At 45.0% G+C, this 22665-nt stretch carries 19 protein-coding genes; 5 read left to right on the forward strand and 14 right to left on the reverse strand.

Features of this window, described 5'->3' with window-relative positions; translation table 11 throughout:
- The first annotated feature begins 120 nt into the window (after positions 1-120).
- The 4 genes from BS617_RS10640 (at position 121) to BS617_RS10655 (ending at position 5099) form a co-directional block, all read left to right on the forward strand.
- Positions 121-444: a hypothetical protein gene (locus BS617_RS10640; protein WP_075172782.1), complete on the forward strand. Its 324-nt coding sequence runs from the start codon at positions 121-123 to the stop codon at positions 442-444.
- Between the two features lie 225 nt (positions 445-669).
- Positions 670-1713: a CobW family GTP-binding protein gene (locus tag BS617_RS10645; protein ID WP_075172783.1), complete on the forward strand. Its 1044-nt coding sequence runs from the start codon at positions 670-672 to the stop codon at positions 1711-1713.
- Positions 1714-1798: 85 nt separating this feature from the next.
- Positions 1799-3451, forward strand: a complete 1653-nt coding sequence (locus BS617_RS10650; RefSeq protein WP_075172784.1) for a FecR family protein — start codon at positions 1799-1801, stop codon at positions 3449-3451.
- A 4-nt stretch (positions 3452-3455) separates the two neighbouring features.
- Complete coding sequence (locus tag BS617_RS10655) at positions 3456-5099, forward strand: CHASE2 domain-containing protein (protein WP_075172785.1); 1644 nt, start codon at positions 3456-3458, stop codon at positions 5097-5099.
- A gap of 88 nt (positions 5100-5187) precedes the next feature.
- Here BS617_RS10655 and BS617_RS10660 read toward each other — a convergent pair whose 3' ends face one another.
- Positions 5188-6696, reverse strand: a complete 1509-nt coding sequence (locus BS617_RS10660; RefSeq protein WP_075172786.1) for a fumarate hydratase — start codon at positions 6694-6696, stop codon at positions 5188-5190.
- Positions 6697-7214: 518 nt separating this feature from the next.
- Here BS617_RS10660 and BS617_RS10665 point away from each other — a divergent pair.
- On the forward strand, positions 7215-8351 hold the full coding sequence (locus BS617_RS10665) for a GAK system CofD-like protein (protein WP_075172787.1): 1137 nt from the start codon (positions 7215-7217) through the stop codon (positions 8349-8351).
- Positions 8352-8365: 14 nt separating this feature from the next.
- Here the strand turns inward: BS617_RS10665 and trhP are convergent, their stop codons facing one another.
- From trhP to BS617_RS10730, 13 genes are all read right to left on the reverse strand, one after another.
- Complete coding sequence (trhP, locus tag BS617_RS10670; protein ID WP_075172788.1) at positions 8366-9718, reverse strand: prephenate-dependent tRNA uridine(34) hydroxylase TrhP; 1353 nt, start codon at positions 9716-9718, stop codon at positions 8366-8368.
- 51 nt (positions 9719-9769) lie between these two features.
- Positions 9770-10330 carry an RNA 2',3'-cyclic phosphodiesterase gene (gene thpR, locus BS617_RS10675; protein ID WP_075172789.1) on the reverse strand — a complete coding sequence of 187 codons (561 nt, stop codon included), beginning with the start codon at positions 10328-10330 and terminating at the stop codon, positions 9770-9772.
- A 94-nt stretch (positions 10331-10424) separates the two neighbouring features.
- Positions 10425-11492, reverse strand: a complete 1068-nt coding sequence (locus tag BS617_RS10680; RefSeq protein WP_075172790.1) for a coiled-coil domain-containing protein — start codon at positions 11490-11492, stop codon at positions 10425-10427.
- A gap of 119 nt (positions 11493-11611) precedes the next feature.
- Positions 11612-12994 (reverse strand): Xaa-Pro dipeptidase, encoded by a 1383-nt coding sequence (gene pepQ, locus BS617_RS10685; RefSeq protein ID WP_075172791.1) that lies wholly within the window; start codon positions 12992-12994, stop codon positions 11612-11614.
- Between the two features lie 38 nt (positions 12995-13032).
- Positions 13033-13965, reverse strand: a complete 933-nt coding sequence (locus BS617_RS10690; protein WP_075172792.1) for a LysR family transcriptional regulator — start codon at positions 13963-13965, stop codon at positions 13033-13035.
- Between the two features lie 37 nt (positions 13966-14002).
- Complete coding sequence (locus BS617_RS10695) at positions 14003-15142, reverse strand: M14 family metallopeptidase (protein WP_075172793.1); 1140 nt, start codon at positions 15140-15142, stop codon at positions 14003-14005.
- Positions 15143-15191: 49 nt separating this feature from the next.
- On the reverse strand, positions 15192-16265 hold the full coding sequence (locus tag BS617_RS10700) for an ABC transporter ATP-binding protein (protein WP_083610002.1): 1074 nt from the start codon (positions 16263-16265) through the stop codon (positions 15192-15194).
- Complete coding sequence (locus BS617_RS10705; RefSeq protein WP_075172794.1) at positions 16262-17260, reverse strand: ABC transporter ATP-binding protein; 999 nt, start codon at positions 17258-17260, stop codon at positions 16262-16264. Before BS617_RS10705 ends, BS617_RS10700 begins: the two co-directional genes overlap by 4 nt.
- 4 nt (positions 17261-17264) lie before the next feature.
- The gene (locus BS617_RS10710; RefSeq protein ID WP_075172795.1) at positions 17265-18218 is read right to left on the reverse strand and encodes an ABC transporter permease; all 954 of its coding nucleotides are present in this window, start codon (positions 18216-18218) and stop codon (positions 17265-17267) included.
- Positions 18211-19194: an ABC transporter permease gene (locus tag BS617_RS10715; protein ID WP_075172796.1), complete on the reverse strand. Its 984-nt coding sequence runs from the start codon at positions 19192-19194 to the stop codon at positions 18211-18213. The genes BS617_RS10710 and BS617_RS10715 overlap by 8 nt, the downstream gene beginning before the upstream one ends.
- An 88-nt stretch (positions 19195-19282) precedes the next feature.
- Positions 19283-20836, reverse strand: a complete 1554-nt coding sequence (locus BS617_RS10720) for an ABC transporter substrate-binding protein (protein WP_075172797.1) — start codon at positions 20834-20836, stop codon at positions 19283-19285.
- Positions 20837-21001: 165 nt separating this feature from the next.
- Entirely contained in the window at positions 21002-21427 is a 426-nt protein-coding gene (locus BS617_RS10725; RefSeq protein ID WP_075172798.1) for a VOC family protein, read from the reverse strand.
- A 173-nt stretch (positions 21428-21600) separates the two neighbouring features.
- Positions 21601-22614 (reverse strand): TRAP transporter substrate-binding protein, encoded by a 1014-nt coding sequence (locus BS617_RS10730; protein WP_075172799.1) that lies wholly within the window; start codon positions 22612-22614, stop codon positions 21601-21603.
- Positions 22615-22665: the final 51 nt, after the last annotated feature.

Here is a 22665-nt window from a genome sequence, read left to right on the forward strand (position 1 = left end):
GCGAAAACTTTTAGATATAAACGATTGAATCAATTAACGCCCTGAAAATCCTATTTTTTGCTGACGAATCAACGCTCAAGGTCTACACTAACACTAGACATGTTTAAAAGGAGTTTTCAGATGGGTAAAGAAAGCCTTTCCAAGCTTTTGAATACGTGGGAGACCAACGCATCAAAAGCCAATGACCTAACAGAGACATCAATCTCGCTGTTTAAATCCGATCTCATCCGCATTACCGCTCTCTCGCAAATTTATAAACTCCCCGAGCACGAAGTCATCGCCTCCCTCCTTCATGAAGCACTGAACGAATTAGAAGCAACTATGCCCTACATCGAAGGTGACAAAGTTATTCGAGTAGAAGACGGTGAAGAAATTTACGAAGATGTTGGCCCTATGCCAAAGTATTTAGCCGCACAAAAAAATATACTCAATAAAGCGGGATAAACAATCAAAGGCTACCGAGGTTTTTTAGCGATTACCTCGGCCTGACCTAACACCAAACCAACGCACACCAAAAATGTTACTTTATAACATTTCATTACTGTAATACACTTCCTCTTACTTTTCCTGGCTATCGGCCAGCGTTATCACTGTTCCGAAAGCTATAATAATTAGGACACACGTGCTTGTTTAAGCCAGCATCTGAGTTATCTATTTTAAAGAGCCATCATGCAATCGAGTGAATTACAGCAAAACACCCCGCTTATTCCGACCCACATCATTACCGGCTTTCTGGGCACGGGCAAAACTACAGCCATCAACCACCTGATAAGCCAAAAGCCTGCCCACGAAAAGTGGGCTGTCATCATTAATGAATTTGGACAAATAGGTGTGGACCAAACAGCTATCCCAACACAAGATGATATCCACATAAAAGAAATTGCCGGCGGTTGTGTGTGCTGTGCATTAGGGCCAGCCTTAACAATTAACCTAGCCATGCTCATCCGAAGAATACAACCTGACCGTATTATTATAGAGCCAACAGGGTTGGGACACCCCTCGGGTCTCATTGATATCATTCAGGGAGAGTCCTTTTGCTCGGTTCTATCTCTGCATAGTGTCATTTGTTTACTCGACCCACGAGCAATGGATGATCCAAGAACCACTAGCCATGAGACCTTTATAGACCAGCTCAACCTAGCTGATTATATTGTGCTCAACAAAACCGATGTAGCCAGTGACACCCAGTTAGACCAAGCACTCAAGCTGGCGGAGAACATGTACCCCCCAAAGCAAGCCATTTTGAAAATGGCATACGGTAAGGTACCTATCGAAGTATTAAATACACAGCATATCGACGAATTCAGCGCTAGTTTCCCATTAAGTCACGAAGCAGAACAAACTCGTAGCTTACTGGTTACGCCTCCTTTGCAGCCCTTGATGCTGACGGAGCCAGGTGAACCGATTATGAAGACGGGTTTCTCAAATGATATCTATAGCTGCGGTTGGGTGTTTCACCGCGATGACATATTTGATTACGAGGCGTTACTAACGTTAATTAATTCAATTAGCCCAGTACTCAGATTGAAGGGTGTCTTCAGGACATCTAAGGATAGAGTCTTCTTTAATAACGTTTCTGGCGAGCTTTCCATAACTCCCATTGCTTGGCGGCGAGACTCTCGCATGGAAATACTTTCGCAAACAAAACTAGACTGGGCTTACATTGAAGAGCAACTTTTAAGATCGCTGGCAGGTAAGAGTCACGATAAATAAGACTTACACCTAGATATCAAAAGCTTGTTATACTTGTGTTTTGTAGACTTTCTTAATAGACAATCAGCAATTAGTTTGGAATACAATGTCGCACATTAAGCACGCTAAAATATTAGGCATTTCTATCGCACTCGCATTAGGCATTTCGGCAGCTTCACCGTCAGCTTATGCTCAGGATGATGAGTATTGGACCTATGAAATGCAACAAGGCGACAATGTATGGACCATTGCCCATGAGCTGCTAACTGATTGGAGAAAATGGCAAGAGATTACTGAGCTTAACAACGTCAGCAACGATCGTATCATGGCAGCGGGTACTCTGCTTCAGATTCCAAGAGACTTCATTCAAGAACGCCCTGCCACAGTCCAACTCGTAGAAGTTTCAGGCCCTGTTTCACTCATCAGCCAAGCAGGAGCCACTAAAGAAATAGACGATGCCATTGTGCTAGCCGGAGACGTCATTACCACTGGCGAAAACGGTAGCGTCCTCATTAAATTTGAGGATCAAACCGAAATTCTCATCACCCCCAATAGTGAACTAGTGATTGATGAAGCCCAAGTTATTGGCAGCGATAACAACTTTACAGACATTAACGTTAAGCTCAACAAAGGTGAGGCAGAGATCCACGCCAACCCGAACAAACAATCCGGCTCTCGTTTTATTATCCAGACACCCACCGCATTCGCAACAACTCGCGGTACGGTATACCGTGTAAGAGCCAATGACGACAGTACGGCTGCCGAAGTAACCCAAGGTAAAATTGATGTTACAAACGCCTTAGGTAACACCCGTGTCCCAAAACGCTTTGGAACATTAGCCTACAAAAATGAAGCTCCTCGCAAGCCGGTTAAATTATTATCCGAGCCAGACCTAAAAGCGCCAGATGATATCCGCTACCTGCCTGCACGCGTATCTTGGCAGACACTGAATAAAGCCGTTAATTACAGAGCTCAGATATCAGATCAAGCCGATTTTTCGCGTATCGTGCTGGATACTCAAAGCCCAGTCGCTAAATTAAATATCCCTGTAGAACTGCCCGACGGACAATACTGGCTCCGTGTTCGAGGTATCGATAATAATGACCTACAGGGTTTAAGTACCGTTAAACCTTTCACGATCGATGCCCGCCCCTTCCCTCCAGTTATTCAAGCGCCTTTATCGACAGATCAAGTCTATGCCGGTGAAGTTAGCTTTAATTGGACACAACCTGAAAATGTCGTTAAGTATCATTTTGAAATCGCAACAGATAAGCAATTTACTTCGCCCGTTGCTATTTTTGAACCAACAACAGAACACACGCAAACCCTTACCCTAGAGCAACCAGGTCAATATTTTTGGCGAGTGACCAGTGAAGACAACCAAGGTAAGGTTGGCCCTAAAGGACATACGTACCCACTTACGGTAAAACCTGTACCGGCAACACCCGAATTAGAAGCGCCAGTAACAAGCGAAGATACACTAGGCTTTGGCTGGCAACCGGATGATATAACCGTGAGTTACCAAGTACAGCTGTCTAACGATCCTTCCTTTGAAGAAGTTCTGCAAGATGTTACAGTGCCTGAATCAAGTGCTGTGTTACAGAAACCAGAAATGGGCACTTACTATTTCAGAGTGCGGGGTTTTGACAGTGATAATTTTGCCGGCGGCTGGTCTGCCACGCAACAAATAGAAGTACCACTCGACTCTTACCTACCCGCTATTATTTGGACGGCCTTTACTGTGATTTTATTTTTGTAAGCTTATGGATTTGCTTAAACACAAGGATGCGGGATTTCTGCTATGCCTAATACTCGTGTTAGGCACAGCACTAACGCCTTTACAAGCCGTAATCGATAATACATTGTTTGACCGAGTTACTATCAGCCGTGATAGCTACGACTCTCCTGACCCCATTCTTATTGATATTGATGACAAGAGCCTAGAAGCATTAGGCCGTTGGCCGTGGCCGAGGCACTTACATGCCGAAATGATCGACCTTCTAAACCAAGCGGGGGCTCAGGTAATCGGTTACAACATCGCATTTGTTGACCCTGATATAGAAGAGCCGCTCAACGACCTGCGTTTACGAGAAGCCATCAGCAAAAGCGCAAACATCGTGCTCCCAGTATTTGGCGAAAGCGGTACAACAGTCTACCCGTTTCGTAACCCACAAATACCCAATGGTAGCCAACTAGGGCATGTAGAGGTTGATGTCGATAGCGACGGGCGGGTGCGCCGTACATTTCTTAAAGCTGGAATTGATGAACCCAACTGGCCGGCATTTGGGCTTGCTATGTTAGATAACACAACTGTGCTAAATACGTTTTTCCCCGGTACACGAGCACCTCATCATCGAATGGGGGTTAACCGCAAATGGAGTCGTGATAGAGAAGTACTGATTCCAAGACCCCCGCAAGCGGTAAGCTTCCAGCGCTTTAGTTTTATTGATGTATTAGAAAAAGGCATACCGAGCAATATCTTTAATGGGCGGCCTGTATTTGTTGGCATTCAAGCTGCTGGCCTTGAAGCCCGCTTTCTTCTTGCAGGCGACCCTAACCTAAACATGGTTTCCGGTACTGTTCTGCATGCCAATTTATATCAAGCACTTGTTCAACATGCGGTACTCACCCCCATATTGCCTATTTGGGGCTTGTGCTATGCCATCATATTAACCGCGCTTTTGTACGCCACATTTATCTTGCTTGAAAAAAGCATTGTTATACGTTCGCTATCGGCCGTTTTGTCTGTGATATTTTTGGCCCTCCCTCCGCTGGCCGTTTATTTGGGCTACTGGCTGCCTATTGGAGCATCATTAGTGGGCGCCATTGTCGTGGTTGGGTTTATTATTTTAAAAGCCATGTATGCTCACAATAACAAAACAAGAACAGATCAAATAACCTCATTGTCTAGTAAGCGAATGTTTGACGAAACGCTGTCTCTTGAATGGGAACAAGCGATACGCAAAAAAACGCCCCTATCGGTTATCCTTATTGAAATAGATCAGTTTAAGCGGTTCTCTGAGACCTTTGGGCCTGAGCGTGCCAACTGGGTGCAAGCACGGGTTGGGCACATACTTCAAAACCACCAAAGGCGCAGCCGCGATCTGGTCGCACGTACAGGTTCTGCTCAATTTGCCGTTGTTTTACCAATAACTCCCAATACGATTGCTTACTCATTAGCTGAAAAAATGCGTAGCGACGTGGAGTCATTGCAAATAGAGCACGTTAAAGCACATCAAGTGATCACGATATCCACAAGCATAATTACTACTTCAACTTCTGAATCTCTTGAGTTACAAGATTGGATAAAGCAGGGGTATCAGCAGTTAAATACTGCCATGGCAAATAATGGAAACTACTCGGCAAATTGTGCACCCTCTTCAAGCTCAGCTAACGCCAGTGCATAATAGATACCGTTAAGAGATAGCGTGCTACTCCATTATTGGAGCATAAAAAAAGCGGCCTAAGCCGCTTTTTCAATGGTTACTCAACAAGTTAACCCACTTGTTTTGCAATAATATCTTTCCATTTGGCTGGCCCAGTAGTGTGAACAGACTCTCCGTTCACATCAACCGCAACGGTCACTGGCATATCTTTCACTTCAAATTCATAAATTGCTTCCATGCCCATTTCAGGGAAAGCAACTACTTTTGAACCAACAATAGCCTTGGAAACAAGATACGCTGCACCACCTACTGCCATTAAGTAGACTGCTTTGTAGTCCTTAATAGCATCAATAGCAACCTGTCCACGCTCAGACTTACCAATCATACCTAACAGACCTGTTGTATCCAAAATCTGACGGGTGAACTTATCCATACGTGTGGACGTAGTCGGGCCTGCAGGACCAACAATTTCATCCCCTACAGGATCAACCGGCCCTACGTAATAAATGAAACGGCCTTTTAAATCGACCGGCAATTCTTCACCGTTATTGAGCATCTCGATCATACGCTTATGCGCAGCATCACGACCTGTTAGCATCTTACCGCTCAATAATACTGTCTCACCTACTTTCCAATCTTGCACTTCTTCAGGCGTAATGGTGTCGAGATTAACACGGCGTGTATTCGCCCCTACCTCAAAGGTAATTTCTGGCCAATCATCTAAACTTGGAGGAGTCAGGATTGCAGGGCCATCACCTTTCAATGTGAAATGCGCATGACGTGTTGCAGCGCAATTTGGAATCATACACACAGGCAACGAAGCCGCATGGGTTGGATAATCCATGATTTTCACATCAAGCACTGTGGTTAAACCACCTAAGCCTTGAGCACCTATACCCAGAGCATTAACCGCATCCATAATTTCTAAACGCAGCTCTTCAACACGATTTTGCGGGCCTCGCTCGCGCAGTTCATGAATATCAATAGGCTCCATTAAAGACTCTTTTGCCAGCACGGCCGCTTTTTCTGCCGTACCGCCAATACCTAAACCAAGCATACCAGGAGGGCACCACCCCGCTCCCATGGTTGGAACGGTTTTAACCACCCAATCAACGATACTGTCAGACGGGTTTAACATGACCATTTTTGACTTGTTCTCGGAACCGCCGCCTTTGGCCGCCACGTGAACTTCAACTTCGCCACCTTCAACAATCTCATAATGGATGACGGCTGGTGTGTTATCTTTGGTATTCTGACGCTTGCCTGCAGGATCCGCCAAGATCGACGCACGCAACACATTATCTGGGTGATTATAGGCTCGGCGCACACCCTCATTGACCATGTCCGTGACGTTCATTTTAGCGTCCCACTGAACATCCATCCCGACCTTTAAGAATACGGTTACAATGCCAGTGTCTTGGCAAATAGGTCGATGTCCTTCGGCTGACATACGCGAGTTGATAAGGATTTGAGCCATGGCATCTTTCGCCGCTGGATTTTGCTCCTTTTGGTAGGCTTCATGAACACCTTTTACGAAGTCTACCGGATGGTAATAGGAGATAAATTGCAGTGCATCAGCAATGCTGCTAATGAAATCATCTTGGCGAATAACGCTCATTGAGGCTCTCCACTTAACTGTATTAAGTCACAGGTTGATTAAGGTTCTACATCAAAGATTAGGACTCTAGGGTGGTCCAATTGCAGCGATTATACACCAAAATTCCGCACCCGCGGCATGTGTCGTTAGTCGAAAATCGCTTAATAGATTACTTAAACAGATATACGTCTACGCTACATCAATTTTGATGCCTTGCGGGGCAACAACTGGTTTAACTTTACTCACACAAATTTATCTTTTACGTATTAGTTAAAGTACTGACTACTAACTGTCCTACCCATTACAGAGCTAAGTCAAAGCGGGTAAAAAGATACATAAAAGTCCGCTATTATGTTATCAAGACATCCGGGGTCATTAAGATGTAATAAAGCCAATAAAACATAAACTTGTTCACGAAATATCGAACCAAACCCGGGAACCTCCCGCTTTTTTATCAGTACAGGAAGTACTTATCGTGCGTAACATAAGAGCCATTAATATTTATCAGCCTATGGCTAGTCACCGGAATATGACTCACTATGGCTAATGAGCCTCAAATTACATTTTTTTCGGGTGGTTCAGCTCTTAAAGATACAAGCCGTACACTTAAAAAATACACTCGTCGATCAGTGCATATTGTGACCCCGTTTGATTCAGGTGGAAGCTCTGCCACGCTACGTGATGCCTTTAACATGCCAGCTATTGGCGACCTTCGCAGTCGATTATTAGCCTTAGCGGACGAAAGCCAGCCTGGCAACTACGCCACTTACAAGCTATTAAATTACCGCCTACCTAAAACGCAAGCCAGATCAGCTTTAGCGCGCGAATTAGAAAGTGTTATTACGGGTACTCATTCTTTAAACAGGGGTGTTCCGAAGGCGTGGCAAGAAGTTATATGCCGAGATATAGCCCGCTTTAAAGCTGACATGCCTGTTGATTTTGATCTACGAGGAGCCAGCTTAGGCAATTTAATGATTGCAGGCGGCTATCTAGAAAACCAATGCCAGTTAGATCCCGTGATAAAGCGGTTTTGCCGATTAGTAAATGTGCAAGGCTACGTCAACACGGGCTGCGATACCCCGTTACACCTTGCTGCCCACCTTACTAACGGTGATTACGTCGTCGGCCAGCATCGAATAACCGGTAAAGAACTTCCAGCACTTAAGCACTCTATTAACAGCCTATTTCTTTGTCACGTTGATGAAGATATGAAGAATGGAATAGTCGAAAGAGTCAATTGCCGAGCCAAAACAGATGTGCTGCGCAAAGTCAGCACCAGTGATCTAATTTGTTATGCACCAGGAAGTTTTTACAGCAGCCTAGTGGCTAACTTACTTCCTCAAGGAATGATTGAGCAAATTAGCCATGCCCAATGCCCTAAGGTCTTTGTTCCTTCTCTTGGAATAGATCCCGAAGTTCCTCACATGTCATTGTACGATCGAGTATTGCTACTAATCCGATATTTAGCTCGCGAAAACTCACCTGTTACCGACGTACTGAGTACCGTCTTATTCGATCCTCAATACACACCACTAACGGCATTAGAAGAAGAGCAATTAAAGAAACTAGGCTTATCTCTAAAAAAAGAAAGCCTAGTCGATCCCGCGAGCTCATTGGCGCAACCACACTACTGCCCGACTAAGCTATCCACTACCCTCGTTGATATGGCCAGCTAAGCTGGCCGCTCTTATCAGGTGCGGCTCGGTAAGTCCCGCATCAATAACGCATAATCCATATCAACGTCTAGACTCATTGGAATTTGAACAACATGCCCAGAGCCGGGCGCGCGGTCAGTTGATTTTCCTTTTTTGTTCAGCATTTCTGCAAGCGTAAACTTATGGTTACCGTGCGGAGTCATTAATTCTAACGTATCGCCTAGCTGGAATTGGTTTTTCACATCCACTTCCATCATGCCAGTTTGAGTATTTCGCCCTAAAATTTCACCAACAAACTGCTGTTGGACACCGACCGAATTACCATTTTGATAATTTTGATACTCATCATGCACATGGCGGCGATAAAAACCTTCCGTATAACCACGGCTAGCTAAGTTTTCAAGCTCATCCATCAATGACATATCAAACGGATTACCAGCCACCGCATCATCAATCGCTTTGCGATAGCTTTGCGCTGTTCGCGCAACGTAATAATGTGATTTAGTTCGGCCTTCAATTTTTAACGAATCGACACCCATTTCTGCTAAGCGATGTACATGTTGAATAGCGCGCAGGTCTTTAGAGTTCATTATGTAGGTGCCGTGCTCATCTTCAAAAGCAGGCATGTATTCGCCGGGGCGCGTTTCTTCTTGTAACAAAAAGATTTTGTCAGTCGGTTTGCCTTGCCCTAAATCGGGCTGGTCTTGAGCCATCGCGTCGACTGGATCGAAAGTTTGCACAGGAACAACATCCCCTGAATCATCGACTTTGGCTTCATGTGCATCGTATTTCCAGCGGCATGTATTGGTACAAGTGCCTTGGTTTGGGTCTCGCTTATTAATATAGCCAGACAATAAACAACGACCAGAGTAGGCTATACATAAGGCGCCATGTACAAATACTTCAATTTCCATTTCGGGGCAGCGCTGACGAATTTCAGCCACTTCATCCAATGACAACTCCCGAGAAAGAATAACGCGTTCAACCCCAGCTTGGTGCCAAAACTTAACAGCCGCCCAGTTCATCGTGTTTGCTTGAACCGATAAATGAATCGTCATATCAGGGAAGTTTTCTTTAACCAACATGATCAAACCAGGATCGGACATAATGATCGCATCAGGCCCCATCGCAATAATAGGCCGCAAATCATCGATATAAGTCGTTAACTTGCTGTTGTGAGGCAAGATATTACTGGCTAAAAAAAACTTTTTTCCTAGCTGGTGTGCTATCTGGATCCCTTCACCCAAGTTATCCATATTAAAGTCATTATTACGCACACGCAGACTATAACGTGGCTGGCCGGCATAGACAGCATCGGCACCATAAGCAAATGCATACTTCATATTTTTTAACGTGCCGGCGGGCGAAAGTAACTCTGGGCTAATCATGGGTGGACTCAATACAAGTTAGGGTTCGTTAGGTGTAATAGATCGAGATATTCAGGACAGGTCCTGCAGATCTACTTCAAACAGAGGAGTATATACGGAACCGTGCTCTCCTTGCTTGCTCTGGAACAATACAACTGAATCCGCCAAGCTGTACAAATCGAGTGACGGCCAAGATTCAGGGGGTTGGAATTTATTCTTTCGAGGCAATTTCCCTAAAGTAATATGCGGCCTAAAGTCTGCCGGATCACTTTTCACGCCAGCCGCTTCAACCACAGAGGCCACTTTCTTTTGGAAATTCTCAAGATGCTCGTTTTCTGGCGGCAACGCTGCAATTAAGGACAGTTCGGGGTTGATTGGGTAGTACTCTATGCGATCCAAACAAATTTGAAAGGACGTTTCACTGCATAAGTGTTCTTTAGCCAGCGCCTCTAACTGATCTACGGTGTCCAGCGCTGTGTCACCAATAAAGCAAAGGGTCAAATGATAGTGATCGGAATCAACCCAATCAACTTCTAGGTTTCTATCATTTGCGCATAAATCATCAGCTTGGTCAGCTAACTGTCGCACAACGGGCTCTGCTAATCGCAAAGCAAAAAATGTTCGAATCCTCATGGGTTCGTTTTGTGTACCTATTCAGTTCAAACAAGTCATTTTGCACATCAGCTGGACCAAGCGCAATGCTTTTATGGTGACAAAGATCAGTCTATCAACGCCCTACCTTGAGAGACAGAGCATTTAGTTGCTGACGAATATTTAGCAACTCGCTATTTACTTGACGACGCGTTCCATCAATAGCCGCTATCGCCTGCTCGTTAGTTGCAACGCGACGAGTTAACCGAGTGTCCGTTTTTACACTACCAGCAACTTTAGCTAACTGTTTTGTGTAGCTATCAAGGCTAGCTACACGCTTATCCAAAGCAGCCAATTTGGTCTGCTGTTGGTTAGCTCGATCCACACTGGTTTCATCAAATATAGCTAATTGCGTTTGTAGCTGTAATGAAAGCTGATCTAAGCTATCCAGACGCTGTGCTAATGCTTGAATGGCCTGATTAGCATTATCGGTCGAGGACTGCTGGGAGCTTTCAAGCTCAGTTAACGATTGCTGCTGATCAGAATTCGCTTTCAGGATTAAGGCTTGCTCTTTTGCTACCTCAGATAGTTGCTCTTTCATCTGAGCTATTTGGTTAACAGATTCTATTACCGTTTCACTGGACGCGAGCAATACCCCTATACGTTCCTGATCAGTTGTTTGCTGATCCAACATACGATTTATTTGCTCTGAACGATCGGTTGCTTGCTCCGCCAACGCCTGAGTGGTTTGTTCTAATTGGATAATAGATGCTTCTAACTGTGTATTTTGATCGACTGTGGCCAACTGTTGCGCCGTTAGTTGATCTAAGGCCTGCTGCAAACCTTCAACCTGCTGCTGCAACGTTTCCCCAGACTGCGACGCCGACTCACTGGTTTGCTGCAAGCGCTCCTCTAAAGCAGACACCTGCTGTTGAGCTTCGCTTAATAACGCACGCTGCTCCATTAAGGTAGATTGCATTCCAAAGGCAAGATACCCCAATACCCCACAACCTGCCGTTAGCAACACTAGAATAAGCGTAGTAACCCAGCTATCGCCTTGGCGGTTGGTTGCTTTTACAGACGAGCTAGCCGTGCTTTTTTTACTCCCCGCGGAAGCCGCCGAAGGTTTATTGGACTCTTTTAGCTCATCTGGATCTGCAGGCCCCATTAGAGGGACATTTATTTCTTCGTTATCACGACTCATTCAGCTTTAACCCTACCTGAACACTAAAACTCGTCTCACGTTACCAGTTTTATGAGTAAGACTAAAGCGGCTCAAATAGACTATTAAGCACCGCTTAGATGTTGATTGTATTCATAAGATTAATTTGCATCCAACAAAGCAAATGCCTCCCGCGTGAGGTTCCGCGCTCCGGTTGCTGTAACAAGAATATTATCCTCAATACGAACCCCTCCCCAAGGCTTAAGCTGATCCACAAGGTCCCAATTAACAAACGAGCCAGCGGCATCTGCGCGCAGTTTCTCTAGTAGCGACGGAATAAAATACAAACCCGGCTCAACAGTCAGAACCATACCTTCTTCCAGCACACGCGTTAAACGCAAAAAAGGATGGGAGGCAGGCGGCGCTTTAACTGTGCCTTGGCTGTCTTGTTGAAAACCAGCCACATCATGCGTTTGAATGCCTAAAAAGTGCCCTAAACCATGCGGAAAAAACGTTCGAGTAATCACTTCTTGTACTTCATCAGTGGGCGGGCACTGCGCCAGTAATTTTGTTGATAACAACACATCCACTAAATACTGATGGGCTAGCCGATGCAATTCAATATAATCCAACCCTGGCTTAATCTGTTCGATAACACTCAGTTGTAATCGCTCTACGGCTTTAACGATAGCGGCAAATACAGTAGCGATGGCTTGCTCTGCTTGAGGCATATCAACAGCGGAAGCTGACCAGGTGCGTGTGATATCCGCAGCATATCCAAGATAGCTCGCTCCCCCATCCAGCAGTAACGTGCGAGCAACAGGCAATGGAGAGCGGCTTTTATGCTGATAGTGCAAGGTCGCCGCATTTTCATTTAATGCCATAATAACGTTGTAGGGTAGCTCGTGATCTAAATGTCCTGTGGCTTGCAAATATCGATTATGTAATGCACGTTCGGTAAGGCTGCTTTCACTGCTTGGAACGATACTTTTCTGAAAAAGCGCTTTGGCCGCTGCGTGACCTTTTACAGCACAGCAATTCGCCCGAAAGATACACTCTATTTCCCATGATGTTTTAATGGCCCGATCAAAATGCAGCGTATTAAGTAAAGCGTCAGGATTACATTCAAACTTGTTTGAAAAGTTATGCAGCGGCTCCTCTGCAACTACGGCATAGCGCTGGTTTTCCTGTGTCATCAACGCAGGTGCTGGGTCCGTAACTAGGGTTATATCAAACAATCCAGCCCACTCATCAACAGGTAATGGCGTGCTTTGATACCAAAAATCATTGGGAGCATAGATGTAAAGAGCCGGTTTTTTACCTTTTTGTATCAATAACCAACAATCGGCAGACTCATGTAAAAAAGGCACCCAACGAACAAAATGAGGGTTTGCTCTAAAGGCATAATGCGTGTCATCTAAAAAATGTTTTTTTGTGTGGCCCGAGCCAATGAGTAAAGCATCAAAATCATGTTGACTTAGCGCTTGCTCCACCTGCTGCTGCAAACTTGATATGTGAGTTTCAAAAAGAGAGAAATCTATCATTACGCCAACAACCTAACTAAAAAATAAAATGAATCCAATTACACACCCACTTGCATCCCATCGTTTGCTAAACCTGACCAAAAAACATCGAGTTGGCTGCGATGGTTATCGCGTAAGCGGTAAAGGCGAATTTGCAAAGGAATTTGCCAGCGCTCATCGCCTGCTATAGCTAACTGACCATAATTCACGCTGTCGTTAATAAGCCGTTGAGGTAACCAGCCAATTCCAAAACCCTCTTTAACCATGGCTTTAACACTAACCGACAACATATTTTCATTGACGGTCGTTAAATGCGGCGGCTCTAGCCCACTGGATAGGGCATGATCAATTAAAGGCCTAAGAAAAGAGCTAGGATGATAGCTGATATAAGGTAATGGCTCCCGTTTTTTACCAGGTAGCTGAAACAAAGGAGCCTGCTGTTCATTCATTGCCGAAACAGGCACCAACGCTTCCTCACACACAACTTGGTATTCAAAGCGGGTATCATCCAATGCTTCTATAAAAGTAATCTGGGGATGCCAATAACACAGGAGCAAATCACATTGCCCTTGGGTAAGCGCATTAACAAAGTCACTCGCCGCCCATGTTGTTGAAGACAGGTCTAACTCTACTTCGACATTGTGCTTTTGAGCAGATGGCTGCAACCAATTGCGATAAAACATCAAATACAATGTTTGTGTTGTAGCAAAGCGCAGGCGGTTTTCTTCCTGTTTTTTGATTTCTTTGCATTGAGCACGCGTATCTTTGGCTAAACGTGCAATTTGCTGTGCACTGGCCAAAAATATTTCACCGGCTGGCGTTAGCCCTAATGGCAGGGTGTTACGATCAATTAAGGTAACCCCCATTTCTTCTTCCAGCATTTTTATCCGACGGCTCAATGTCGGCTGAGTAATATTGCGCTCATCTGCTGCACGAGAAAAATGGCGCGTGTGGGCTAGCGCAATAAAATCATCCAACCAGCGAGTTTCCATTTAACGCACTCGGCCTATCTGTTGCTCATTAACGCGCTCAAGCATGTTGTTCTAACCATTCAGCTATAGGATGCAACAAGCTTTTACCCAATTGCTTTGATCGCTCAGGAGACCAGCCGTAGGCCAGATCAGGCCGTTTATCATAATCCTTAAAAGGCATTTCTAACGTCATGGCAGGACAACCGAAGGTTTCTCCTACCCAAAATGAAGCGATGGTGAGTGTCTCTTGGCCAAATTTTCCTGGCTCATAGCCTCTTTCCACTTGGAAGTCGGGGTTAATGCGGGCAAGGTTTTCTTTAAAAATCCGTTCGGCTGTCAGAATATCATCGCTGACAAGTGGTGAACCTGCTTGCCCAGCAATAAAGTTACACGGTAATGTTTCATCACCATGGATATCTAGATACAAATCTACGCCTGTCTCTTTCATTTTTTCCCGAACAACCAACACTTCTGGACTTTTCTCGGGTGTTGGGTCATGCCATTCACGGTTCAGGTTAGTACCGACCGCATTGGTGCGTAAATGCCCTCGTACTGAACCATCTGGGTTCATGTTCGGCACGACCCAAAATACACATCGCTCTAATAATTGACGCGACAGCGCATCATGCTGATCCACCAGACGCTCTAGCAACCCTTCTACAAGCCACTCAGCCATCGTTTCACCTGGATGCTGACGTGCTGTAACCCAAATATTTATCGCTTGATCAGTTGAGCAATGAGCCGTGCTGGATAGTTTAAGTAACTCTATATCACGCCCGTCAATAGTGTTACCTAAATCGATTAACTGGCAACGATGCGACTGCTGCGCACGAGCCACAAGATCTAAGTGCTGCTCATGACTATAGGGTGCGAAATAAGCATAATAAATACTCGCCTGTGACGGTTCGTGTTGAATGATGAGTTCCCCCTTTTCATATTGAGTAGGCACTCTGAACCAACACTGTCGATCATACGAAGCTACTGCTTGATAACCATCCCAACCTTCAGCATAAGCGGCATCTGCTGCATTAGTAATGCGCATGGTTAATGCTTGTCGGCTAGCGCCCTGCACGCGAAAATAAAACCATTGGAAAAAATCTGATCCGTTGTCTGGTTTAATGGACAGCTGAATATCACTAGCGGTGTCCGCCGAAATGACTTCGATATTTCCGGCATCAAACCGGCTACTAATCTTCACGTTCTAGCTCCTGTACAAACAGAGGAAACAAATAAGCGATTCATTACTTTTAAATTCGGTTTTCTTCAACAGCATGGCAAGCCACTTGGCTACCGTCTATCTGACCTTTTAACACAGGTACTTCTGATTTACAGCGCTCATTTGCATGTGGACAACGCCCATGAAATACACAGCCCGCGGGTAAGTTAACAGGCGTAGGCACTTCGCCGGATAAACGAATGAACTCTGGGCGGTCATCTTCTAACCGTGGAATCGCCGACATTAGTGCTTGTGTATAGGGGTGGCGCGGGGTATCAAACAATGTTTTGGTTGGGGCTAACTCACACACAGTGCCCAAATACATGACGGCTACTCGTGTACCGAAATGCTCAACCACAGCGAGATCATGCGTTATAAAAAGATACGTTAGGTTACGGTCTTGCTGTGCCTCCATCATCAAATTAAGGACCTGAGCTTGAATCGACACATCCAACGCTGATATCGGTTCATCTGCCACAATAAACTCTGGATCTACTGCTAATGCGCGGGCGATGCTTATTCGTTGACGCTGCCCCCCAGAAAACTCATGCGGATAGCGCTCGCCCCAGCTTGGATCCACACCCACCGATTGCATAACCTCAGCCACTTTATCACGCACCTCAAAAGGGCTCATCGCTGGATTGTGAAACCGAAGCGGCTCTTTAAGGGTTTCTAAAATTGTCATTCGAGGGTTCAATGACGCATAGGGGTTTTGAAAAATCATCTGCATTTTTTTTCGATAGGGTAGAACCTGCTTATCACTCAGATGATCAATACGCTCTCCACGATAGGCCACTTCGCCGCTAGTCGGCTTCAATAAGCCCATTACCGTTCTCGCAACGGTTGATTTTCCGCAACCCGACTCCCCTACTACGCACAGAGCCTCACCGGCGAACACCTCTAGGTTTACACCATTGATCGCATGCACGTGCGCCTGCTCACGAACAATTCGGCCTTTCTTGAAACGTAGCTGATCTAAAAAGTCTCCGGACAGTGAAAAGCGTTTATACAAATCACGCACTTGAACCAACGTTTCTTTTGTCGGAGCGGCATTGTAGACGCCAACATCGGTAGATGGCGGCACAGAGTTTATTATTTGACTCATAGCTCAGCCCTCTCCGCTAACATCAAATCGTTTTTCATTTGAGCCACCATATGACAGGCAACCTGACAATTACCCGATCGAGTAAAACCCGGTAACGCTTCACTACATATAGGGTTGGCATAATCGCAACGCGGATTAAATGCACAGCCTGTCGGGATATTTTGAAGAGCGGGCATGGCGCCACGAATCTGATTTAAATGCTGGCCGGGGATGGCCATTTGCGGTAATGCATTCATCAAACCTTGAGTATAGGGATGCTGTGCATCATTGATAATTTCTTTGGTTGGCCCTTGCTCAATCACGCGTCCGGCATACATTACCAACATGTGTTGAGTAACCTGAGAAACCACACCCAAATCATGTGTAATTAAGATTAATGCCACACTATGCTGCTCACACAAATCTAACATGAGTTCCATAATTTCGGCCTGAATGGTTACATCCAATGCCGTTGTAGGCTCATCGGCAATGATGATATCCGGATCAAGTAATAAAGCGATTGCTATAACAATCCGTTGACGCATCCCGCCTGACAATTCATGCGGATATTGATCCAGCCTTTTATCAGGCGAAGGGATTTGGACTTGCTGTAGCTTTTGTAATGCAATACGACGCGCATCGCGTGATGATATTCGACGATGAGCTTTTAAGCATTCAACCATCTGGTCGCCTATTGTTAAGACAGGGTTGAGAGTCATCATCGGGTCTTGGAAAATCATTGATATTCGATTACCCCTGATTTTTCGCAAGGCGGCGGCCGACATGCTTGGGAGATTATTTCCCTCAAACATAACCTGACCACCCGCAATATAACCGGGCTGCGCGATCAAGTTTAAAATAGAGAACCCTAAAACCGATTTACCCGCTCCAGATTCCCCCACAATGCCTAAACGCTGACCACGATCGAGAGTAAAATTAATATCGTTTAACGCGGTTACGGTGCCACTTCGTAGCCCAAAACACACCTCAAGATTTTTGACTTCTAATAACGCCATGTCACTACCCCTTGTACAATTTAGGGTTAAGCACATCACGCAGCCAATCCCCCAGCAGGTTCATCACTAGCACTAATGCAATTAGCACCAATCCAGGAATCACAGTGATCCACCAAACACCTGAAAAAATATACTCAAAACCGCTGGCTATTAATGAGCCCAATGACGGTTGAGTCACCGGCATACCCAGCCCCAAGAAAGACAAAGAGGCCTCCGAAATAATGGCATTGGCGACTTGAACAGTCGAAATCACAAGAATAGGAGATAAGGTATTGGGCAATATATGCCTAAACATAATGCGTATCTGTCCAAAACCCATTACGCGAGCCGCATCGACGTACTCCTTACGTTTTTCAGCTAATACAGAAGCTCTAATAGTCCGTGCGTATTGCGGCCATTCAGCAATACCTATCACCAAAATTAACATGAGCATGGCTAAACGCTGATAAAGCTCTGTTCCAAACGACGCTTGAAAAACAGCCAGTACGATAATGGCAACCATCATGGTAGAAAACGACAGTTGGATATCCGCCATACGCATTAAAAAGCTGTCAATTCGCCCCCCTACATAGCCAGCTAACAAGCCGATAACAATACCTAAGGTGGCTTGCAATAAAACAGCGCACAAACCAATCAATAAGGACACTCGTGTACCGTAAAGAATGGTCGACAACATATCCCTACCTTGAGCATCTGTCCCTAAAAGAAAGCGACCATCCGCTCCGTCCTGCCAAACAGGAGGTAGCTCTGAGTCCATAATGTCGATAGTTGACGGATCATAAGGGTTAAAGGGTGAAATAAGTGGCGCTAATAAAGCCACCAGCACATACAGTGTAAACAGTATTAAACTGACCTGTGCGATACGATCAGTTTTAAAACTATGGAAAAGATGAGATTCACGAAAACGCTGCCAACGGCTTGGTTGCTCAACTGTGCCATCAAAAAGAGAATCAGCCATGTGCATTACCTGCTAATTTAACAGTGGGGTTAACAAGCCCGTAAATTAGATCGACTACGGTATTAGTGACTACAAAAATGCCGCCAACTACGATGAGATAAGCCACGATCAACGGTGTATCTACCCGGTTTACCGCTTCCAAAAATAAGAACCCCATTCCCGGCCACTGGAAAACCGTCTCGGTTAATATCGTGTAGGCAACCATCGTTCCTATTTGCACGCCTCCCACCGTAATCACGGGAAGCATAGTGTTTTTAAGAGCGTGTACAAAATAGATACGCCAAGGGGAAATCCCTTTTGCCCATGCAAATTTCACATACTCTGATTGCAACACTTCCATCATTTCCGACCGAATTAGCCGGATAAATAATGGCAGCATGATAGATGCCAGTGTGAAACTCGGTAAGATCAGGTGCATCAGACCGTCAGCTGTCAACAACCCCGTCTCCCAGCTACCCACAACAGAGGTCGTTTCACCCCGACCATAGGAGGGCATCCACCCCAGCTCAATTGAAAAGACGTAAATAAGACCGATAGCTGTCAGGAATACAGGAACGGAGATCCCTATTGTACTCAGCCCCATAATGGCCCGAGACAACCAGCTTTTAGGACGGATGGCGGCATAAACACCAGCAGGAACTGAAAATAAAACAATGATTAAGGTAGCACCAAACACTAATTCTAACGTGGCGGGTAACTTTTTAAGGATGACTTCTAGTGCTGGCTCTTTAAAGAAATAGGAGTTACCTAAATCTCCCTGAATAGCTTTTTTTGCAAAGCGTGCATATTGAATTAAAAATGGGTCATTCAGCCCCATCTCCTCACGCAATGCTTGGCGCTGCTCTTCTGTTACACGCTGCCCAACCAATTCACGTAAAGGGTCGCCGAGGTTCTCTTGTATAGAAAAGCTAATCAGGCTAATAACAAACATCACAACTATAGCCTGAAAAAAACGCTTTATAAAAAATGCAATCATGGGCAAAGTCCAATCATCAGAACAAACAACGAACAAGCCACTTGATACTCCCCCTTCTTGTATCAAGCGGCTTGACTCAATAGGAGGATTACTCCTCGACGACTAGGTCACCCAAGTACGGGAAGTTAAGCACGTTGACAACCGCTTCGGCCTCTACGCCCTTACGTGCTCCCCAGCTTAAATTTTGCCAGTGCAAAGGGACAAATCCAGCGTCATCGTATACTGCTTTTTCCATCGATTGCATAAGTGCGGCACGTTTTTCGGTATCAGTCTCGCTATTAGCTTCTACCATCATTTTATCAACAGCAGGGTTGCAGTAGTTGCCACTGTTGTATTGCCCCATACCGGTTTCTGTATTAGGACATGCCGACAAGAACTCAAAAAAGTTATTGGTATCTTCTGTGTCTGAGTGCCAACCAATCATCATGATATCCGCCGAACGCTTATCAAATTCTGGCCAGTATTGAGCTTTAGGAATAGTTTTCAGATCCACTTTAATATTGATCCGAGCCAGCATGGATGCCGCCGCTTGCGCAATTTTTTCATCGTTCACATAACGGTTGTTAGGTGCCATCATGGTGATGCTAAAACCATCCTCATAACCAGCTTCTTTCATTAGCTGTTTAGCTTTTTCAAGATCGTAACGCGGCGTTAAGGACTCGTTGTGTCCCAGGTAACCGGCAGGTGAAAACTGAGCGGCTGGGGTCGCAAACCCTTTCATTATTTTATCAACAATGCCTTGTTGGTTAATGGCATAGTTAATGGCCATGCGTACTTTAGGGTTTTTGAAAGCTTCGACGCGTTCACCGTTCAATTGCAAGGTAATGATCCGCGTGCCACTCATCGTAACCAGCTCGACATTTTCGTTCTTTTTAATGCGCTCATGATCACTCGGCGGAACAGGTGCAATAAAATCAACGTCACCCGATAGCAACGCGGCTACGCGTGTAGGCCCTTCTTTGATGGGTGTTAATGTAATGTTATCCACATTGCCCGGCGAAGTAGTATCCCAGTAGTTAGGATTACGCTTAAACTCGACGCGCACACCCTGCTCTCGATAATCAACAGTAAACGGGCCGGTTCCAGAAATATGACGAGAAGCAAAGCTATCTCCGTGCTTTACCATGGCATCTTTAGGGTTACCATTTTCATCCGTGCCGGAAAAGAACTCACTATCCATTGGGAAAATGTATGTCATATTATTGAGCATGAGTGGAAACGGTGCCTTGGTAACCATATCCACCGTGTAATCATCAATCATCACCGCTTCTTTGAACGGCGAAAAAATCCCTTTAAAGTCAGGTGATTCTTGTAAACGTTTAAAGGTAAACACGACATCTTTAGCAGTGAAGTCATTACCTGAATGGAATTTCACACCTTTTCGAAGGTGGAAGCGCATGGTGTTTTCATCAATCCGCTCCCACTTCTCAGCCAAGCGGGGTTCAAATTCCAGATCTTGTGTCCATCGCACCAGAGGGTCGTACGTCATATGTGACAGCTGGATAGTACCACCTGACAACTGCTCATAAGGATCCAAAGAAACTGGATCAGCATCGTACGCCATTTTTAATGAAGCCGCTTGCGCGCCCATTACACTCAGCGCTAAAACAGCACTGCTTAAAAACGATAGTGTTCTTTTCATTATTCAGTCCCTTAGCAATTAACAGGTTCATCTGTTTCGCTATTAAGACTACTCAGACCACCAAACAGGGACAATTTAAATTCCTTTGGTAGCTATACGCTAAACGCATGACCATTATTGTGCATTAAGCGCACCTACCAAAGGCCTACATTTAAACGGCTAGTTTTACTTTGCAAATAATTGGCTCATATCTTTAAACGCTTTAAACTCAAGTGCATTGCCACATGGATCCAATAAAAACATCGTCGCTTGCTCGCCGACTTGTCCTTTGAATCGAATATAAGGTTCAATTACAAACGGTGTATCCAGCGATTTTAACCGTTCGGCGAGTGCCTCCCACTGATCCCACTTTAATACCACACCAAAATGAGGCACGGGTACATCATGACCATCAACTGGGTTAGTTACCGCCTCTTCTTGCGAAAGGGTTTTTGGGTGGTGATGGATAACGAGTTGATGACCATAGAAGTTAAAATCAACCCACGTTTCACATGATCGACCTTCTTCTAAGCCAAAAACCTCTCGATAAAAAGCACGCGCTAAGGGCACATCAAATACAGGAATCGCTAGATGAAAAGGCTGTATGCTCATATTATTAGCTCTCTTTTATATGTGATTAGAAAACAGATTAAGTAATACGATACTTTTCTAAGATTACTGTACAGTTTTTTTTATGAATGTCGCTACCGTTAGGCAGTAGCTTGTTTGCGGTGCTTAACTTGAGTAGTTACAATTTTTCTTGTTATACCTATCACCACTAAATTCTACGCAGCACAGCTCTCTTTAAACTCAAGCGCTTTCTCATACACCCTACCAGCTTCTAGATGTTGGGTATTCACCGTCTCTAAATACCCCCTGACTACTTGGTCTAATACAGGCTTCCATTCTGGATTTTCAGCCAGTCCACTGATTGTATTAATGGTGTGTCCTTTTTCTAAGGCTTCAGCGCGGCCAGCGGCATCAAGGTTATCCAGCTTTTGTCCCATAATTCGGGCCCACTCCATACCACTATTTTCATCAATGACTGTTTGAAGATGATTCGGCAATCGAGCATAAGACTCGGTATTCATTGTGGTAATAAATGAAAGTGTATAAAGCGCAAGCTCAGTATGCGTATCCAGCTGTTCATTCAAGCGAAAATCCTTCATAGCCTGCCACGGAAATGCTACACCATCTATGACTTTGCGTTGAGCGGCTGTATAAGTTTCAGGAGCTGGCATGCCAACCGGCTGCGCGCCTAGTTTAGCGAGGGCTTGCGCTACCACTGTTGTCGCACGCCTGATGCGCAAACCATTAAGATCTTCAGGTGATAAAATATTTTTCCCGTTTGTATGTATATGCCCAGGTCCATGTGCAAAAAAGAAAAGTGGGTGCGTATCCTGATATTCACTACTAATTAGCTTTTCATCATAAAGCTTTTGCAAAACACAGCTGGCATTTTCGGCCGTTTCCACGATCCCTGGCAGCTCAATGATTTGAGTTACAGGAAAGCGCCCAGCCATATAGCCTTGCGCCGTGATGGTTATATCTACAATTCCGCTTGCTGCTGCCGAATAACTGCGCGCCGCTTTGGCTAGTGTTTGAGCGGGGTATATATCAATGACTAATTCACCACTAGACGCTGTCTTAATAGTTTCAGCCCAGTCATTAATAACTTGATCGACACTTGAACCTGCAGGCCAAAAGTGGCCAAGACGTAATTTATAAACATCAGCATAGGTATTCGCTGCCATTGCCATGCTTAGCAGCATGACAAAAAAAACTTTCATAAATTTCATGACTTCATCCTTGTTATTGATATTTAAAGATGGTGATTATCAGCTAGAGCA

Origin of the sequence: Neptunomonas phycophila, assembly GCF_001922575.1 — a bacterium.
Taxonomy (GTDB): Bacteria; Pseudomonadota; Gammaproteobacteria; order Pseudomonadales; family Balneatricaceae; genus Neptunomonas; species Neptunomonas phycophila.

Bases quoted from the DNA above. Each gene is read 5' to 3' on its own strand.
- BS617_RS10640 (WP_075172782.1), top strand. From the start codon at position 121: ATGGGTAAAGAAAGCCTTTCCAAGCTTTTGAATACGTGGGAGACCAAC.
- BS617_RS10645 (WP_075172783.1), top strand. From the start codon at position 670: ATGCAATCGAGTGAATTACAGCAAAACACCCCGCTTATTCCGACCCAC.
- BS617_RS10650 (WP_075172784.1), top strand. From the start codon at position 1,799: ATGTCGCACATTAAGCACGCTAAAATATTAGGCATTTCTATCGCACTC.
- BS617_RS10655 (WP_075172785.1), top strand. From the start codon at position 3,456: ATGGATTTGCTTAAACACAAGGATGCGGGATTTCTGCTATGCCTAATA.
- BS617_RS10660 (WP_075172786.1), bottom strand. From the start codon at position 6,696: ATGAGCGTTATTCGCCAAGATGATTTCATTAGCAGCATTGCTGATGCA.
- BS617_RS10665 (WP_075172787.1), top strand. From the start codon at position 7,215: ATGGCTAATGAGCCTCAAATTACATTTTTTTCGGGTGGTTCAGCTCTT.
- trhP (WP_075172788.1), bottom strand. From the start codon at position 9,718: ATGATTAGCCCAGAGTTACTTTCGCCCGCCGGCACGTTAAAAAATATG.
- thpR (WP_075172789.1), bottom strand. From the start codon at position 10,330: ATGAGGATTCGAACATTTTTTGCTTTGCGATTAGCAGAGCCCGTTGTG.
- BS617_RS10680 (WP_075172790.1), bottom strand. From the start codon at position 11,492: ATGAGTCGTGATAACGAAGAAATAAATGTCCCTCTAATGGGGCCTGCA.
- pepQ (WP_075172791.1), bottom strand. From the start codon at position 12,994: ATGATAGATTTCTCTCTTTTTGAAACTCACATATCAAGTTTGCAGCAG.
- BS617_RS10690 (WP_075172792.1), bottom strand. From the start codon at position 13,965: ATGGAAACTCGCTGGTTGGATGATTTTATTGCGCTAGCCCACACGCGC.
- BS617_RS10700 (WP_083610002.1), bottom strand. From the start codon at position 16,265: ATGAGTCAAATAATAAACTCTGTGCCGCCATCTACCGATGTTGGCGTC.
- BS617_RS10705 (WP_075172794.1), bottom strand. From the start codon at position 17,260: ATGGCGTTATTAGAAGTCAAAAATCTTGAGGTGTGTTTTGGGCTACGA.
- BS617_RS10710 (WP_075172795.1), bottom strand. From the start codon at position 18,218: ATGGCTGATTCTCTTTTTGATGGCACAGTTGAGCAACCAAGCCGTTGG.
- BS617_RS10715 (WP_075172796.1), bottom strand. From the start codon at position 19,194: ATGATTGCATTTTTTATAAAGCGTTTTTTTCAGGCTATAGTTGTGATG.
- BS617_RS10720 (WP_075172797.1), bottom strand. From the start codon at position 20,836: ATGAAAAGAACACTATCGTTTTTAAGCAGTGCTGTTTTAGCGCTGAGT.
- BS617_RS10725 (WP_075172798.1), bottom strand. From the start codon at position 21,427: ATGAGCATACAGCCTTTTCATCTAGCGATTCCTGTATTTGATGTGCCC.
- BS617_RS10730 (WP_075172799.1), bottom strand. From the start codon at position 22,614: ATGAAATTTATGAAAGTTTTTTTTGTCATGCTGCTAAGCATGGCAATG.